Here is a 15,606-nt window from a genome sequence, read left to right as displayed (position 1 = left end):
TACACCGCAAGATCACATCGCCATTCCACTTAGGTCAGCGCGCCTGACCAACTTAGGGAGAGCCAGAACATGGAAAAGACCGGAGGATGCCTGTGCGGTGCTGTGCGATTTGTCGCGCGCAACGTACCGTCGACCTTTGGTGTGTGCCATTGTTCGATGTGCCGCCGCTGGACCGGGTCGGCATTGGTCGAGGTCAGCGTGCCGACCGGGGACATCTCCTGGGACGGGTCTGAACATATCGCCATCCGTGCGGGTAGTGATTGGGCCGAACGCGCGTGGTGCCGGGAATGCGGCACCGGTCTGTACTTTCGCCAGACACAGCCGGGCGAATGGTTCGGGGCCACGGACCTGCCCCTCGGGCTGTTTGACGATCCGGACGGTTTCACCCTGACGCACGAGATTTTCGTGGATCACGCACCGTCCGGTTTTGCGCTGGTCGATCAGGGGCAAAAGCGGTTGACCCGGGCCGATGTCATTGCGCTGAACCCCGATCTGGAGACTGCGCCATGAGATGGGCGGCGTTCCTGATCCTGCTGGCGGCGCCGGCTGTGGCAGAGGATGTGTTCATCCCTCCTGTCGGGTGCGAAGGCGTCGTGACGGTGCAGTCGCGCGGCTGTGAGTTGGACAATATCTATGTCTGCAGCGCGGACACGGCGGGCGACAGCTGGCGTGTGTCGTTCCATCAGGACGGCCCGGTGTTTATCGGTCGCATTGATGCGGAAACGCAGTGGATGGAGAGCATGGACCTGTTCCCGAACCGCCGCCGCATCCTCGAATTGCCAGCGGTTGATCCCGCGAGCCTGTCGGAACTGCTGAGCACCGGGGCGGATACGTTTGATTTCAACCTGCGGGGCGATGGTGGCGCGCTGACCCGCGTTGTGGGGTTTGACCAGCTGACCGGCGAAGAGGTGGTGATTGACGGCGAACCGCTGCTGCGCACCGAATTTTCCGCCCGGTTTGAAAGCACGACGGGTGGCGTCCGGCGGATCGAGGGCAACGAATATGTCTCGACCAAACTGGGGCGTTTTCTGTCCGGGTCGTACCGCCAGACCAATGCCGACGGTCAGGTTATCGAATGGGCGAATGACCCCGTGGACTTCATTTACCCCGGCGAGCCCGGGTTTTTCTCAAAGACACCGATTTATGAGTGTGAGGCGTCATTGGCACGTTTCACCCCCATCGCAAAAGGAGCCGACCAATGACCAAATATGATTCCGCTTGGGTCAAGGCCGAGGAAACGAAACGCAGCTTTATGGCCGAGAACGGCATGTATGGCCACGAGGACGAGCGTGCCAATTGCGGCGTGGGCCTTGTGGTGAATGTGGATGGTTCGGCGAGCCGGGCGGTCGTTGAAAACGGGATCAAGGCGCTCAAGGCGATCTGGCACCGGGGTGCTGTCGATGCGGATGGCAAGACCGGTGACGGCGCGGGCATTCACGTGCAGATCCCGGTGCCGTTCTTCTATGACCAGATTGAACGGACGGGCCATACGCCGGACCGTGACCGGTTGATTGCCGTGGGTCAGGTGTTCCTGCCGCGCAATGATTTTGGCGCGCAGGAGACCTGCCGGACCATCGTGGAATCCGAAGTGCTGCGGATGGGGTATTACATCTATGGCTGGCGGCACGTGCCGGTGAACGTCTCTGTACTGGGGGAAAAGGCGAATGCGACCCGTCCGGAGATCGAGCAGATCCTGATTTCCAACTCCAAGGGCGTGGACGAAGAGACGTTTGAGCGCGAGCTTTATGTGATCCGTCGGCGGATCGAAAAGGCGGCGGCGGCGGCACAGGTGCCGCAGCTCTACATCGCGTCGCTCAGCTGTCGGTCGATCATCTACAAGGGCATGATGCTGGCCGAGCAGGTGGCGGAGTTCTATCCCGACCTGCTGGATGAACGCTTCGAGAGCGCGTTTGCGATCTATCACCAGCGCTATTCCACCAACACTTTTCCGCAGTGGTGGCTGGCGCAGCCGTTCCGCATGCTGGCCCACAATGGTGAGATCAACACGCTCAAGGGCAACCTGAACTGGATGAAGTCTCACGAGATCCGCATGGCGTCGGGCACGTTTGGCGACATGGCCGAAGACATCAAGCCGATTGTGGCCAACGGGTCGAGCGACTCGGCGGCGCTGGATTCGGTGTTCGAGGTGCTGGTGCGCGCCGGGCGCAATGCGCCGATGGCCAAGACCATGCTGGTGCCGGAATCGTGGTCCAAGCAGGCGGTGGAGCTGCCGCAGGCGTGGCGCGACATGTATTCCTACTGCAACTCGGTGATGGAGCCCTGGGATGGCCCCGCCGCTTTGGCGATGACCGATGGACGCTGGGTCTGTGCGGGGCTGGACCGGAATGGGCTGCGCCCGATGCGCTATGTCGTGACCGACGACGGTATGGTCATCGCCGGGTCCGAGACGGGGATGGTGCCGCTCAATGAGGCGGGGATCGTGGAAAAGGGCGCGCTTGGCCCCGGTCAGTTGCTCGCCGTGGATATGGCCGAAGGCAAGCTGTTCCACGACACCGAGATCAAGGACCAGCTGGCGGCGAGCCAGCCGTTTGGCGAATGGGTTGGCAAGATCACGGATCTGGAGCCTGCGATTGCCGGTGTGACCGAGAAGGTGATGTTTGCCGGTGACGACCTGCGTCGCCGTCAGATTGCGGCCGGTTACACCATCGAAGAGCTGGAAAACATCCTCGCCCCGATGGCCGAGGACGGCAAAGAGGCGATTGCGTCGATGGGCGACGATACGCCTTCGGCGGTGCTGTCCAAAAAGTACCGCCCGCTGTCGCATTTCTTCCGCCAGAACTTCAGCCAGGTGACAAACCCGCCGATTGACAGCTTGCGCGAATACCGCGTGATGAGCCTCAAGACGCGGTTCGGCAACCTTAAGAACGTGCTGGATGAAAGCAGTGCGCAGACCGAGATCATCACGCTGGACAGCCCGTTTGTCGGCAATGCGCAGTGGCAGGAAATTGCGACGCATTTCAACGCCGACCTGATCGAGATCGACTGTTCGTTCGAGCCGGGCACAGGCGCGCTGAGCGCCGGATTGGCCCGTATCAGAGCCGAAGCGGAGGATGCGGTGCGGTCGGGTGCGGGGCACATCGTGCTGACCGATCATCATTCGAATGCGGACCGTGTTGCGATGCCGATGATCCTTGCAACGTCGGCGGTGCACAGCCACCTGACCCGCAACGGGTTGCGGACGTTCTGTTCGCTGAACGTGCGGTCGGCAGAGTGTATTGACCCGCATTACTTTGCCGTGCTCATCGGCTGTGGCGCGACGGTGGTGAACGCCTATCTGGCGGAGGATTCACTGGCCGACCGGATCGACCGCGACCTGCTGGACGGGACGCTGACTGAAGCGGTTGCGCGTTACCGCAATGCGGTAGATGCGGGCCTGCTCAAGATCATGGCGAAGATGGGGATTTCCGTCGTGTCGTCCTATCGCGGCGGTCTGAACTTTGAGGCCGTCGGCCTCAGCCGTGCGATGTGTGCCGAGTACTTCCCCGGCATGATCTCCCGTATCTCCGGCATCGGTGTGACGGGCATTCAGTCGAAGGCCGAAGAGGTACACGCCATGGGCTGGTCCGGTGGTGACGTGCTGCCCATTGGCGGGTTCTACAAGGCGCGGAAATCGGGCGAGACCCACGCGTGGGAAGCCACCTCGATGCATATGATGCAGATGGCATGCAACCGTGCGTCGTTCGAGATGTGGAAGCAATACAGCGCCAAGATGCGGAGCGGCCCGCCCATTCATCTGCGTGACCTCATGGACATCAAACCGCTGGGCGCGCCGGTGCCGATTGACGAGGTGGAAAGCATCACGTCGATCCGCAAGCGGTTCGTGACACCGGGCATGTCCCTCGGCGCGTTGTCGCCCGAGGCGCACAAAACGCTCAATGTCGCGATGAACCGAATTGGGGCCAAGTCGGACAGTGGTGAGGGCGGCGAAGATCCTGCGCATTTCCACCCCGAGCCCAATGGTGACAACCCTTCGGCCAAGATCAAGCAGGTGGCGTCGGGCCGCTTTGGCGTGACCGCCGAGTATCTGAACCAGTGCGAAGAGCTGGAGATCAAGGTGGCGCAGGGGGCCAAGCCCGGCGAAGGCGGGCAGTTGCCCGGCATGAAGGTCACCGACCTGATTGCGCGGCTGCGCCATTCGACCAAGGGCGTGACGCTGATCTCGCCCCCGCCGCACCACGATATCTACTCGATCGAGGATCTGGCGCAGCTGATCTATGACCTGAAACAGATCAACCCGCGCTGCAAGGTGACGGTCAAGCTGGTGGCGTCGTCGGGCGTTGGCACTATTGCCGCCGGTGTGGCGAAAGCGAAGGCGGATGTGATCCTGATTTCCGGTCACAATGGTGGGACCGGCGCGTCCCCTGCAACGTCGATCAAATATGCTGGTCTGCCGTGGGAAATGGGCCTGACCGAAGCGCATCAGGTGCTGGCGATGAACAATCTGCGCGACCGGGTGACGTTGCGGACCGATGGCGGTCTGCGCACGGGTCGGGACATCGTAATGGCCGCGATGCTGGGCGCCGAGGAGTACGGCATCGGCACCGCCGCGCTGATCGCGATGGGCTGTATCATGGTGCGGCAGTGCCAGTCGAACACCTGTCCCGTTGGCGTGTGTACGCAGGACGAATCTTTGCGCGAAAAGTTCACCGGGAATGCGGACAAGGTGGTGAACCTGATCACCTTCTATGCGCAGGAGGTGCGTGAGCTGCTGGCGCAAATCGGTGCGCGGTCGTTGGATGACGTGATCGGGCGGGCGGACCTGTTGGCGCAGGTGAGCCGCGGGTCGGCGCATCTGGATGATCTGGACCTGAACCCGATGCTGATCACCGTGGATGGGGCGGCGGACATCGCCTATGACCGGGACCGCGCGCGCAATGCGGTGCCGGACACGCTGGATGCACAGATCGTGCGGGATGCGGCGCGGTTCCTTGAGGATGGCGAAAAGATGCAGCTGTCCTATGCGGTGCAGAACACGCACCGCACCGTGGGCACCCGCACCAGCAGCCACATCGTGCGCAAGTTCGGCATGCGCAACACGCTGCAAGCGGATCACCTGACGGTGAAGCTGACCGGCTCTGCGGGCCAGTCGCTGGGTGCGTTTGCAGCGCCGGGGTTGAAGCTCGAAGTGTCGGGCGATGCCAACGACTATGTCGGCAAGGGTCTGTCGGGGGGCACCATTGTGGTGCGTCCGCCCATGGCGTCGCCGCTGGTTGCAGCGGACAACGTGATCATCGGGAACACCGTGCTGTATGGTGCGACGGACGGGCATTTGTTTGCTGCGGGGCGTGCGGGCGAACGGTTTGCCGTGCGCAATTCGGGCGCGTCGGTCGTGGTCGAAGGCTGCGGATCGAACGGGTGTGAATACATGACCGGTGGCGTGGCCGTGATCCTGGGCGAGATCGGCGCCAACTTTGGTGCGGGCATGACGGGTGGGATGGCGTATCTCTATGACCCAGAGGGGCATGCAGAGGCGTTGATGAATATGGAAACGCTTGTGACCTGCCCGGTGACCGTTCCGCACTGGCAATCCCAGCTGATCGGGTTGATCGAACAGCACTTGCAGGAAACCGGCAGCCGCAAGGCCGCCGACATCCTGCAGCATTGGGACATGGAGCAACGCAATTTCCTTCAGGTGTGCCCGAAGGAAATGCTGATTCACTTGCCGGAACCGCTGTCCCTCGAAGAGGGTGCAATTCCTGCGGAATAGAGCCTATTTGCCGCGATCAGCGATCATCTTGGTCGCCTGATCGCGGCTGCCGACATGGGTGTTCTCTGCGAGGATGTCGCTGACCCGGCTGGGCATTGTGTTCAGCTTGTGCGCGATCACGTGATCCGCATCGCCGGACCATTTCATGATCCATACCATTTGCGCGTCCGCCGCATTGAGTACGCGATATTCCGGTGCAATGGCGCCGGGCGGGGTCTGCTGTGTTCCTTCAATCATCTGCTTTACCTCCGAAATCAGGGCATATGGCTTCGGCTGACGGAGAGTTTACCGCGAATCGCTCATTTTCTGTGAGCGATTAACGCTTTGATATTGATTAGAGTTTTCTGCGATTCTGGTGAACAGGTTGTTGTCGCGGGGCAGGGGCCTAGATTGCGCGTCATGAGATGGTTTGTGTTGATCCTTGTCTTTCTGGCGCCTGTGGCGCAGGCGGACCCGCTGCGCATTTTGGCCGTGGGTGACAGTGTGCTGGCCTGGCAAAAGTGGACCGGGCGTGACATCCCGTCCGAGATGGGCGCTGTGCTGGGTGCGGAGGTGGAAAACGACGCCGTTGCGGGCGCGCGCTTTTCCAACGACTCCGGGCTGGGCCGGGCATTGGGGTTTGACGTGCGGTCGCAGTACCGTCGCGGCGGCTGGGACATTGTCCTGATGAACGGCGGGGCGAATGACCTGTTGAACGACTGCAAATGCGGTGCGTGCGGCCCGGTTGTCGATGGGCTGATCAACGCGGAGCTGGATGGCGAGGTGCCCCGCTTCATCGCCGCCGTCTTGCAGGACGCGCGCCGTGTTGTGTGGATGGGGTATTATGCCAGCGCGCGGTCCGGGCAATTCACCGGCTGCCGCCCGTTCCTTATGGAATACGACAGGCGGATGGCGCAGCTGGCGGACCGGACCCCGGGATTGCAGTTCATCGATTCCGAAGACGCGCTGGATCCCGACAACCGCGCGCTTTTTGCAGTGGACGGCATCCACCCGTCGCCGGAAGGGGCGCAGCGTGTGGGCCGGTATCTGGCAAATCGCATCTCGCCCTGAGGCGGCGGGCGATTTATAGCTTGGCCCATGGCACGGGCACGCAAGGCAAAATCCAAACCAAAATCCAGGGCGAAGGCGAAAAAGCCGTTTCGCCCGGTGCGGTGGCTTATGTGGTGGGGTGTGCGGGTGTTCAGCGTCGTGTTCCTGATCGCCGTGCTGGGGGTGTTGCTGTGGTCTGTGGTGAACCCGCCCACCACATTCTACATGATGCAGGAGTCGCGCCGGTTGGGCGGGGTGGATCACGAATGGGTTCCGCTGGAGGAAATCGCGCCGGTCATGGCGCGGTCCGCCGTGGCAGCGGAGGATGCGAATTTCTGCCTGCACTGGGGGCTGGACCTTGATGCGATCCGGACAGCCATCGAAGCGGGTGGCAGCCGTGGCGCTTCGACGATCAGCCAGCAAGTGGTCAAGAACGTCTATCTCTGGCATGGGCGGTCCTGGCTGCGCAAAGCGATGGAGGCGGGCCTGACGCCGCTGATGGAGGCGATCTGGTCCAAGCGGCGCATCCTCGAAGTGTATCTGAACGTGGCGGAGTTCGATGAAGGCATCTTTGGTGTGGAGGCGGCGGCGCGGCATTACTTTGGTGTCGGGCCCGAGGCCTTGACCGCGACGCAGGCCGCGCGGCTGGCGGCCGTGTTGCCCAATCCCAAGGGGCGATCGGCAAGCAGGCCGTCCAATTTCGTGCGCAACCGCAGTGCCCAGATCCGTGATGGGGCCGCCACGATCCGCGCAGACGGACGGGCCGCGTGTTTCGAGAGTTGAAAATCCGGGCCGCGGCGTGCATGGATGCGTGACGTATTTCTGGCTTTGGATTTCTGATGGCGCGCCTGTTTCACGTTCCCCTGTCTCCGTTCTGCCGCAAGGTGCGGTTGAGCCTTGCCGAAAAGAAGGTGGAGGTTGAGCTGGTTGAGGAGCGGTACTGGGAAGCGGACCCGGATTTCCTGCGCCGCAACCCGGCGGCCAAGGTGCCGGTGCTCAAGCTGGATGGTCTGACCATGAGCGAGAGCGCGGCGATTTGCGAATATATCGAAGAGACCCGACCCGAGCCCCCCTTGCTGCCCAAGGATGCGGGCCAGCGGCTTGAGGTGCGGCGGCTGGTGGGATGGTTCGACGACAAGTTCCACAATGAGGTGACGTCGAAGCTGCTTTATGAGCGGGTGAACCGGAAGCTGACCGGGGAAGGTTATCCTGACAGCAAGAACGTGAAGGCGGGGGCGAAGGCGATCAAGTATCACCTCGACTACATGACATGGCTGCTGGACCATCGGCGGTGGCTGGCAGGGGATGTCATGACGCTGGCCGATTTTGCAGCGGCGGCGCATCTGTCCGCGCTGGATTACATTTCGGACGTGGATTGGAACCGCAGTGACGTGGTCAAGGACTGGTACGCCAAGATCAAGTCGCGGCCCGCGTTTCGGTCCATCCTTGCCGATCAGGTGCCGGGGTTCCCGCCGCCGCGGCACTATAACGATCTGGATTTCTAGGGGCCGGCGGCGGACTGGGGGCCAGCCCCCAGACCCCCGGGATTTTTTTGGAACAGAGACAGGGATCGTTGAAGGACCGATTGATTGCGCGTGCTCTGGACGAAGGGTTCGTGGCAGCGCGTGTGTGTCGGCCGGATGCGGTGCCGGAGGTGGCGGCGCGGTTGGACGCGTTTGTGGACGCCGGGTATCACGGGCAGATGGGGTGGATGGCCGAGCGGATGCATTGGCGGGGGGATCCATCTGTGCTGTGGCCCGAGGCGCGGTCCGTTCTGATGCTCGCCGAAAGTTATGCGCCGGAGCATGATCCGCTGGCTGTGCTGGAGCGTGCGGATCTGGCGGCGGTGTCCGTCTATGCGCAGGGGCGGGATTACCATGACATCGTGAAAAAGCGGCTTAAGCGGTTGGCCAGGTGGCTGATTGCCGAGGCGGGTGGTGAGGTGAAGGTGTTTGTGGACACAGCACCCGTTCCCGAAAAGGCGTTGGGGCAGGCGGCGGGGTTGGGCTGGCAGGGCAAGCACACGAACCTTGTGAGCCGAGATTGGGGCAATTGGGCCTTTTTAGGGTCTGTTTTTACCACGCTGGACATGGAAGCGGATCAGGCCGAGGTTGATCATTGCGGGTCGTGTCGGGCCTGTCTGGAGGTCTGTCCGACGGATGCGTTTCCCGCGCCTTACCGCCTCGATGCGCGGCGGTGCATTTCGTATCTGACCATCGAGCACAAAGGGCCGGTGGATCTGGAGCTGCGGGCGTTGATGGGCAACCGGATCTATGGGTGCGACGATTGTCTGGCGGTCTGTCCGTGGAACAAGTTCGCGGTCGCGGCCAGTGACATGCGGTATCTCGGGGCCGTTGGTGCGCCGCCACTGGCAGAGCTGGTGACGCTGGATGATGCAGGGTTCCGGGCGCGGTTTTCCGGCTCACCGATCAAGCGGATTGGCCGGGACCGCTTCGTGCGCAACGTGCTTTACGCCATCGGGAACTCTGGCATGTCGCATTTGGCAGAGGCGGCGCGTCCGCTTGTGGAGGATAAGGATGCAGCGGTTGCAGATGCCGCGCGGTGGGCGGTGGAGCGGCTGACATGAGCATCCTTTTGGGCGTGGACACGGGTGGGACGTATACCGACGCGGTGTTGATGCGCAACGAAGAGGTCGTGATTGCACGGGCCAAGGCGCTGACGACGCGGCAGGACCTTGCCATTGGTGTGGGCGAAGCGGTGCGTGCGGTTCTGTCTCAGTCCGGGGTTGCGGCGGGTGAGATCGGGTTGGCCAGCCTGTCGACCACATTGGCCACGAATGCGCTGGTTGAAGGGCAAGGCGGGCGCGCGGCGTTGATCTATGTCGGGTTTACACAGGCGGCTGGCGACACGGCGGGCCTGGGCGAGGCGTTGGGCGAGGATCCGGTTTGCGCGCTGGCGGGTGGGCATCGGCACGATGGATCCGAGGCCGAACCGTTGGATGAGGCCGGGCTTTTGGCCTTTTTAGAGACGCATTCTGCGGAAATGAGCGGCTATGCGGTGGCGGCGCAGTTTGGGACACGGAACCCGGCGCATGAGGTGCGCGTGGCGGAGATTGTCCGACAGGTGACCGGGCGGCCCGTGTCTGCGTCCCATCAGCTGTCTTCAAAGCTGGGTGGACCGAAACGTGCGGTGACCGCGCTGTTGAATGCGCGGCTTATCGGGATGATCGACACGTTGATTGGCCGGGCGCAGGACGTGCTGGGCACGTTGGGTGTCACGGCGCCGCTTATGGTGGTGCGGGGGGATGGCGCGCTGATGTCTGCGGCGCAGGCGCGGGCGCGGCCGATTGAAACGATCCTGAGCGGTCCGGCGGCGTCCATTGTCGGGGCGCGGTGGTTGACGCAGGCGGATAACGCCCTGGTGAGCGACATTGGCGGCACCACCACGGACATCGCGATGCTCCGGGATGGGCGGCCCGCGATTGATCCGATGGGCGCACAGGTGGGTCAGCACCGCACGATGGTCGAGGCGGTGGCGATGCGGACAACGGGTCTGGGGGGTGACAGCGAGGTGCATTTTGTGGCCGAGGGGCTGCGGGGGGGCGTCACGTTGGGTCCGCGGCGGGTGGTGCCACTTTCGCTGTTGGCGCGGGATGCGCCGGGGGATGTTCTGCCGGTGCTGGAGGCGCAGGCGCGGACGACGTTGCCGGGGGAGCATGACGGACGTTTTGTACGGGCGGTGCCCAATGCGCGGCGTGACGGGATTGGTGCGCGTGAGGCCGCGTTGCTGGACCGGATCGGTGACCGGGTGCATCCGTTGGGTGATGTGCTGCGCGCGCGGGTGGAAATTGGTGCGCTGCGGCGGCTGGTCGGACAGGGGATTGTGCAGGTGTCGGCGCTTACGCCGTCTGATGCGGCGCATGTGCTGGGATATGTCGCCGCCTGGGACGCGGAAGCCGCCCGGTTGGGCTGTGTGCTGTTCGGGCGGCGCAGGACCGGGGCAGGCGAGGTTCTGGCGTCAGATCCGGAGGACATGGCGCGGATGGTGATCGGGCAGCTCACGCATCAGACGGGTGTTGCCCTGTTGCAGGCGGGGTTGGCGGAGGATGGGCTGCCCTCGGACCTTGCGGAGCATGTTTTGATGCAGCGCGGGCTTGCCCGGCATGGTGGCGCGGTGCGGGTGGAAACGGGCCTGTCGGTGCCGGTGGTGGGCTTGGGCGCGTCGGCTGCGGCCTACTATCCGGCGGTTGGCGCGTTGCTCGGGACAGAGATGATCCTGCCAGAGGATGGCGGTGTGGCCAACGCGATCGGGGCGGTGGTGGGCCGCGTGACAGTGCGCAAGAGCGGCACAATCACGTCACCGGGCGAGGGTCGGTTCCGCGTGCACCTTGCCGATGGGCCCGAAGATTTTGCCGCACAGGACATGGCGTTGGCGCGGTTGGAAACAGTGCTGTGCCAGGCCGCGGACGCGGATGTGCGTGTGGCGGGGGCCGAAGATATCGAGGTGCAGGTGCACCGGGACATCCGCACCGCACAAGCTGAGGCACGGGAGATCTTTGTCGAAGCGGTGCTGACTGTGGAGGCGTCGGGACGGCCACGGGTGGCCGCCCCCTGATCTCACTCTGCGGCGCGTTTGGGCAGGGTCCAGCCCGGGCGGACAAAGTGGCAGGTATAGCCATTCGGGATCCGCTCGAGATAGTCCTGATGCTCTGGTTCCGCTTCCCAGAAATCGCCCACCGGCTCGACTTCGGTCACGACCTTTCCGGGCCACAGCCCCGATGCCTCAACATCGGCGATTGTATCGTGGGCCACCTCTTTTTGCGTCTCATCGACGTAGTAGATGGCCGAGCGGTAGCTGAGACCGCGGTCATTGCCCTGGCGGTTCAGGGTGGTCGGGTCATGGATCTGAAAGAAGAACTCCAACAGGTCGCGATATGTGACAACGGACGGATCAAAGATGATCTCGATCCCTTCGGCGTGGGTGCCGTGATTGCGATAGGTCGCGTTTGGCACGTCACCGCCGGTGTAACCGACACGTGTCGACAGGATGCCCGGGCGTTTGCGGATCAGGTCCTGCATCCCCCAAAAGCATCCACCGGCAAGCACTGCGCGTTCCTGGCTCATGCGACGTCCTCCACTTGGTTCAGGTATTGGCCATAGCCTTCGGCCTCCATGTCGTCACGATGAACGAAGCGGAGCGATGCCGAGTTGATACAGTAGCGCAAACCGCCGCGGTCACGGGGTCCGTCGGGAAAGACATGGCCCAGGTGGCTGTCGCCGTGTTTCGAGCGGACTTCGGTCCGGATCATGCCAAGGCTGGCGTCGCGATGTTCGGTGACATTGTCGATGGGTTTGGTGAACGACGGCCAGCCGCAGCCGGAATCGTACTTGTCCGACGATGCGAACAACGGCTCACCCGATACGATATCGACATAGATGCCCGGTTCCTTGTTGGACAGCAGTTTGCCCGTGCCGGGACGTTCCGTGCCGCTTTCCTGTGTGACGTGGTACTCTTCGGGCGACAATGTCGCGATTACGTCCATGTTCTTGAAATAGGTGCTCATCCGAAACCCTCACAAGTGTTCAGTGTTGCCCTTGATATAGGGTTGCCCCCGCCGTGGGGAAAGGTGCGGAACACTGTCGCGTGAAAACGCAAAAGACCGGGCGTCATGCAGACACCCGGTCTTTGAAATTCTGATTGGCAGTCGCTTAGGTGGCGGGGCCAAGCGCGACGGTTGTTGTGGTCACTGTGCCGTCGTCTGCAACGGCGATGATCACTGTTGCGACCAGGATGCCTGCAATGACGGAGGTCGATGTGATGGTGCCCACGGCCAGAACTGTTTCAGCCTGCGCCAGAGCGGATGTTGCGCCGAAACCAGCCACGGAAAGGGCCAAAACGGAAGCTGCGATGACTTTTTTCATATCTGCGATCTCTCGAATGACGAGCACAAATGCTCATGAACGTTACGGAACCACTAGCATCACGGCTGTTAAACCGCAAGAACGGTTCATTTTCGGTTACTTCTTTTTCAGTATCCGTGTGTTCATATAGCCAATTTTTTCACCAGCCCACTGTTTTGTTTGCCAGACCGTGCCGTCGCGTGTGTCCACGTAATACTCGTTCTGAAAACTCTGGCCGTTACGACCGGAACAGTTTTCAGTCAGGAAATCAACGGGGTAGGTCAGCTCGACAATCTCCAGCGTTCTTTTGCCGTTGTTTTGTCCGGTGCAGGTGAAATCGTGCCTCACAACGCCCTCGGCAGACGTCTGGATATACAGGCTCATCGGCCAGGTGCCCGCACGTTTGCTTGTGACAAAGCCGATAGAGCCGGATTTGTCGCTGGAGGTGACGTCGTCGCCGACGCCACGTGTCGCAAGGATCACGCCGGAGCGGAGACTCAGTTGCGAGCCATCGGCGGTTGTCCAAAGGTCAATCGGGCCAAGCTGTGCCGTGTTGCGCGAGACCAGAGGGATCAGATAGGCGAGCCCGTCGCGGTCCGGCACGGTCACTTCGAGCGATGGCACGGTCAGACCGTCCAGCAGGGCGCGCGTCACGTTGGGCAGTTCCGGCTGTGGGCGCAGACCATTGCGCAGCGTGTCGAACACGGAGAGGAACCGATCCCCCTGACTGTTCAGGTTGTCAGTGCCGCCGGAACATCCCGCCATGACGGCGATGGCAAGGAGTGCCGCGGACATGCGTGCTTTCATTGTGATCACTCCCATACTCGACCCCAGTCCTCGCGCAAGGCGCGCGCATCTGCGTCACGCAGCTGTGGATACAGGCGGTTCGGCACGCTCAGACGCGCACCCCCGTCCCGCTGGATCGGACGGATCGGGAAGGTTGCCGATTGCGACGACGGTTGGCCGGTCAGCCACTGCAAAGGAATGGAAACCCGCAGACCCTTATCAAAGGACCCTTCGCCGAATTCCTCTGAACTGACGTCCGTCAGGGTGAAGAAGCCGCCAACGCTCCAGCCGTTTTTGAAGGTCCGGTCGAGCGATACCGTCGCGCCGTAGTCGCCAGCGAGATACCGGCCGACATCCAACTGTCCGACATAGCCGCGGCCAAAGTCGTAATAGGCCGAAACGTGGCCGGTGAAGACATCGTAATCCTGGAAGCCGAACCGCTGATCGAAGTCACGCTGCTTGGCATAGTTTGCCTCGATCCCGACGGCGAGGCGGCTGTCTGTGGGTTGCCACAGCATCTCGGCGGACACACCGCCGAACATCTGTTCGAGGTAACCGGCGGTGAGGCGGGCATAGACGTTCTTTCCCGCTTTCCACTGTTTGTTCACATACAGGTTTTCGATCGTCGTTTCGCCCTCTTGCGCAAAGAGTGGCGCACTTGTGCGCACGGCTGGCAGCTGTGAGGGGGACACGGCGCTGTCTTCGACATTGCCGACCAATCGGTGGCGCAGTTCCCCGGCGATTAGCCAGCCTGGCGCGGGCCGGTAAGCTGCGGACAGGGCGATGCCCGCATCTGCGCGCACCGGCTCTTCGACATCAAAGAAGCTGGGGCGCACGAACGGGCCGATGGCCCAGCTGAAGCGGGGGTAGAGCCCCTCGGGCACAAAGGCTTCGTCTTCGGTGCTGCGTGGTGCGCTGTCCAGCGTGGTGCGGGCCAGCAGCAGGTCAGACGCGCCCGGCTGGAACTCAAGCTGTTCGAGATCGCCGCGGTTCAACGAGACGCGCGTGACCGGCAGATTGTCTTCCATCAGCACGATATCAAAGGTCGACACGGTGGCGGGCATCAGCCCGGTCAACAGACGCGCAGTCCGGCCGATGGCGATGGCATTGTTGATGTAGCGTTCTGATTCGACGCGGATTTCGACCCGCGACGTGGATTGGAACGCAATACTGTGCAGGCGCAGGCCATCTTCGCGCAGAAGCGGTTCCAGCGCCGGGCCAATCTGCTGTACGACACGGCCCTTCGCTGGCCCCCAGCCATCGTTATACGCTTCGGGCAGCGTGGCACGATCGGGGCGTTGGATCACGGGGCGCGGCCCGGCAAGGGTGAAGGCGCGGGGCGGTTCCTTTGGGTTGGTGACAAGCTGCGCGTTGATGCCGAATTCTTCGCCGTAGAGGTAATAGCCGCCCAACCGCAGGAAACGCGAGGCCTGATATTCGACGCCAAAGTTCAGCCGCGAGGTCCGCTCAAAAACACCGCGTGACGTTTCGGGGATGTAGGCATCCGAAGAGTATTCAAGTTTGAGCCCGAACTTGTCATTGACCTGCCATTCGACGCCGCCGAATGGGGCAGCAGGTCCGCGGAACCATTGGTCCGCCGATGGGGAGCCGCCGGTGTCACCGGGGTTAAAGACCGGGCGCGTTCCGCTGAACGGATTGCCGATGTCGCCCAATTGCCCCAGGCGGCCCCAGCCAAGACCTGCGGTCACCTTGACCCGACCAGGCAGGTTGAACGGACGGTCGAAATTCTTGGTCGCGACCACGTATTCCGCAGCATAGATGCCGGTCCCGGCAAGGTCTTGAAGGCCAACCGTGATCGCGGGAACAAACCGGCCCTCGTGCGTCAGCAGAAAGCGCGCGTCAAAGCTGCGGTCGCGGTATGTCTCAAACCCGTCGGAATTCCAGTCCTGAATGCTGATGTAGCGAAACGTACCGGACAGGCGGGGCGAGAATTGAAACGTGACGTTTGTGCGGGTCTGACCGGCGAAATTGGATACGCTGAGCGCGAGGGTCCCATCGGGAAGCGCCTCACCGCTTGGCAGGTCCACAAGGCCGGGCACACCATAAAAGTTCAAGGTGGGTGTTGGCGGGACCGCCTGTTTTACCTCGACCGACTGAGCCGATGATATGCTGGGCATAATGACCAGCGCGAGCGCTGCCGCGATTGCCCTGGCTGATTTGCTGTGGCGCCGTTCGTCCGTC

14 protein-coding genes are annotated in these 15,606 nt (G+C 62.4%); 8 read left to right on the top strand and 6 right to left on the bottom strand.

Annotated features, from left to right (window positions below; genetic code table 11):
- Nucleotides 1-69: 69 nt before the first annotated feature.
- From ACERHN_RS09145 to gltB, 3 genes are read left to right on the top strand one after another with little or no spacing between them, the layout of a single operon-like run.
- Complete coding sequence (locus tag ACERHN_RS09145) at nt 70-510, top strand: GFA family protein (RefSeq protein WP_415922327.1); 441 nt, start codon at nt 70-72, stop codon at nt 508-510.
- A complete protein-coding gene (locus tag ACERHN_RS09140; protein ID WP_415922326.1) occupies nt 507-1,202 on the top strand; it encodes a hypothetical protein in 696 nt (231 codons plus the stop codon). The genes ACERHN_RS09145 and ACERHN_RS09140 overlap by 4 nt, the downstream gene beginning before the upstream one ends.
- Entirely contained in the window at nt 1,199-5,728 is a 4,530-nt protein-coding gene (gltB, locus tag ACERHN_RS09135) for a glutamate synthase large subunit (RefSeq protein ID WP_415922325.1), read from the top strand. The genes ACERHN_RS09140 and gltB overlap by 4 nt, the downstream gene beginning before the upstream one ends.
- Nucleotides 5,729-5,731: 3 nt before the next feature.
- On the opposite strand, the gene ACERHN_RS09130 is transcribed toward gltB, so the two are convergent.
- The gene (locus tag ACERHN_RS09130) at nt 5,732-5,965 is read right to left on the bottom strand and encodes a hypothetical protein (RefSeq protein WP_415922324.1); all 234 of its coding nucleotides are present in this window, start codon (nt 5,963-5,965) and stop codon (nt 5,732-5,734) included.
- A gap of 162 nt (nt 5,966-6,127) precedes the next feature.
- On the opposite strand from ACERHN_RS09130, the gene ACERHN_RS09125 reads away from it, so the two are divergent.
- The 5 genes from ACERHN_RS09125 (at nt 6,128) to ACERHN_RS09105 (ending at nt 11,332) form a co-directional block, all read left to right on the top strand.
- Nucleotides 6,128-6,778 (top strand): SGNH/GDSL hydrolase family protein, encoded by a 651-nt coding sequence (locus tag ACERHN_RS09125; protein WP_415922323.1) that lies wholly within the window; start codon nt 6,128-6,130, stop codon nt 6,776-6,778.
- Between the two features lie 27 nt (nt 6,779-6,805).
- Complete coding sequence (gene mtgA, locus ACERHN_RS09120) at nt 6,806-7,540, top strand: monofunctional biosynthetic peptidoglycan transglycosylase (protein WP_415922322.1); 735 nt, start codon at nt 6,806-6,808, stop codon at nt 7,538-7,540.
- 56 nt (nt 7,541-7,596) lie between these two features.
- The gene (locus tag ACERHN_RS09115; RefSeq protein ID WP_415922321.1) at nt 7,597-8,262 is read left to right on the top strand and encodes a glutathione S-transferase family protein; all 666 of its coding nucleotides are present in this window, start codon (nt 7,597-7,599) and stop codon (nt 8,260-8,262) included.
- 80 nt (nt 8,263-8,342) lie between these two features.
- Nucleotides 8,343-9,344 (top strand): tRNA epoxyqueuosine(34) reductase QueG, encoded by a 1,002-nt coding sequence (gene queG / locus ACERHN_RS09110; RefSeq protein WP_415922320.1) that lies wholly within the window; start codon nt 8,343-8,345, stop codon nt 9,342-9,344.
- On the top strand, nt 9,341-11,332 hold the full coding sequence (locus ACERHN_RS09105) for a hydantoinase/oxoprolinase N-terminal domain-containing protein (protein WP_415922319.1): 1,992 nt from the start codon (nt 9,341-9,343) through the stop codon (nt 11,330-11,332). Before queG ends, ACERHN_RS09105 begins: the two co-directional genes overlap by 4 nt.
- A gap of 2 nt (nt 11,333-11,334) precedes the next feature.
- On the opposite strand, the gene msrA is transcribed toward ACERHN_RS09105, so the two are convergent.
- The 5 genes from msrA to ACERHN_RS09080 form a co-directional block, all read right to left on the bottom strand.
- Complete coding sequence (gene msrA, locus ACERHN_RS09100; protein ID WP_415922318.1) at nt 11,335-11,841, bottom strand: peptide-methionine (S)-S-oxide reductase MsrA; 507 nt, start codon at nt 11,839-11,841, stop codon at nt 11,335-11,337.
- Complete coding sequence (gene msrB, locus ACERHN_RS09095; RefSeq protein ID WP_415922317.1) at nt 11,838-12,281, bottom strand: peptide-methionine (R)-S-oxide reductase MsrB; 444 nt, start codon at nt 12,279-12,281, stop codon at nt 11,838-11,840. The genes msrA and msrB overlap by 4 nt, the downstream gene beginning before the upstream one ends.
- A gap of 145 nt (nt 12,282-12,426) precedes the next feature.
- Nucleotides 12,427-12,600 (bottom strand): hypothetical protein, encoded by a 174-nt coding sequence (locus tag ACERHN_RS09090; RefSeq protein ID WP_415922316.1) that lies wholly within the window; start codon nt 12,598-12,600, stop codon nt 12,427-12,429.
- A 135-nt stretch (nt 12,601-12,735) separates the two neighbouring features.
- Nucleotides 12,736-13,413 carry a YjbF family lipoprotein gene (locus ACERHN_RS09085; protein WP_415922315.1) on the bottom strand — a complete coding sequence of 226 codons (678 nt, stop codon included), beginning with the start codon at nt 13,411-13,413 and terminating at the stop codon, nt 12,736-12,738.
- A gap of 17 nt (nt 13,414-13,430) precedes the next feature.
- Complete coding sequence (locus tag ACERHN_RS09080; RefSeq protein ID WP_415922314.1) at nt 13,431-15,479, bottom strand: YjbH domain-containing protein; 2,049 nt, start codon at nt 15,477-15,479, stop codon at nt 13,431-13,433.
- Nucleotides 15,480-15,606: the final 127 nt, after the last annotated feature.

Source organism: Tateyamaria rhodophyticola, assembly GCF_047777875.1.
Taxonomy (GTDB): Bacteria; Pseudomonadota; Alphaproteobacteria; order Rhodobacterales; family Rhodobacteraceae; genus Tateyamaria.
This window is presented reverse-complemented; position numbering and strand designations above follow the sequence as displayed.

Excerpts from the sequence above, each read along its gene's own strand:
- ACERHN_RS09145 (WP_415922327.1), top strand. The coding sequence starts at position 70 with ATGGAAAAGACCGGAGGATGCCTGTGCGGTGCTGTGCGATTTGTCGCG.
- ACERHN_RS09140 (WP_415922326.1), top strand. The coding sequence starts at position 507 with ATGAGATGGGCGGCGTTCCTGATCCTGCTGGCGGCGCCGGCTGTGGCA.
- gltB (WP_415922325.1), top strand. The coding sequence starts at position 1,199 with ATGACCAAATATGATTCCGCTTGGGTCAAGGCCGAGGAAACGAAACGC.
- ACERHN_RS09130 (WP_415922324.1), bottom strand. The coding sequence starts at position 5,965 with ATGATTGAAGGAACACAGCAGACCCCGCCCGGCGCCATTGCACCGGAA.
- ACERHN_RS09125 (WP_415922323.1), top strand. The coding sequence starts at position 6,128 with ATGAGATGGTTTGTGTTGATCCTTGTCTTTCTGGCGCCTGTGGCGCAG.
- mtgA (WP_415922322.1), top strand. The coding sequence starts at position 6,806 with ATGGCACGGGCACGCAAGGCAAAATCCAAACCAAAATCCAGGGCGAAG.
- ACERHN_RS09115 (WP_415922321.1), top strand. The coding sequence starts at position 7,597 with ATGGCGCGCCTGTTTCACGTTCCCCTGTCTCCGTTCTGCCGCAAGGTG.
- ACERHN_RS09105 (WP_415922319.1), top strand. The coding sequence starts at position 9,341 with ATGAGCATCCTTTTGGGCGTGGACACGGGTGGGACGTATACCGACGCG.
- msrA (WP_415922318.1), bottom strand. The coding sequence starts at position 11,841 with ATGAGCCAGGAACGCGCAGTGCTTGCCGGTGGATGCTTTTGGGGGATG.
- msrB (WP_415922317.1), bottom strand. The coding sequence starts at position 12,281 with ATGAGCACCTATTTCAAGAACATGGACGTAATCGCGACATTGTCGCCC.
- ACERHN_RS09085 (WP_415922315.1), bottom strand. The coding sequence starts at position 13,413 with ATGTCCGCGGCACTCCTTGCCATCGCCGTCATGGCGGGATGTTCCGGC.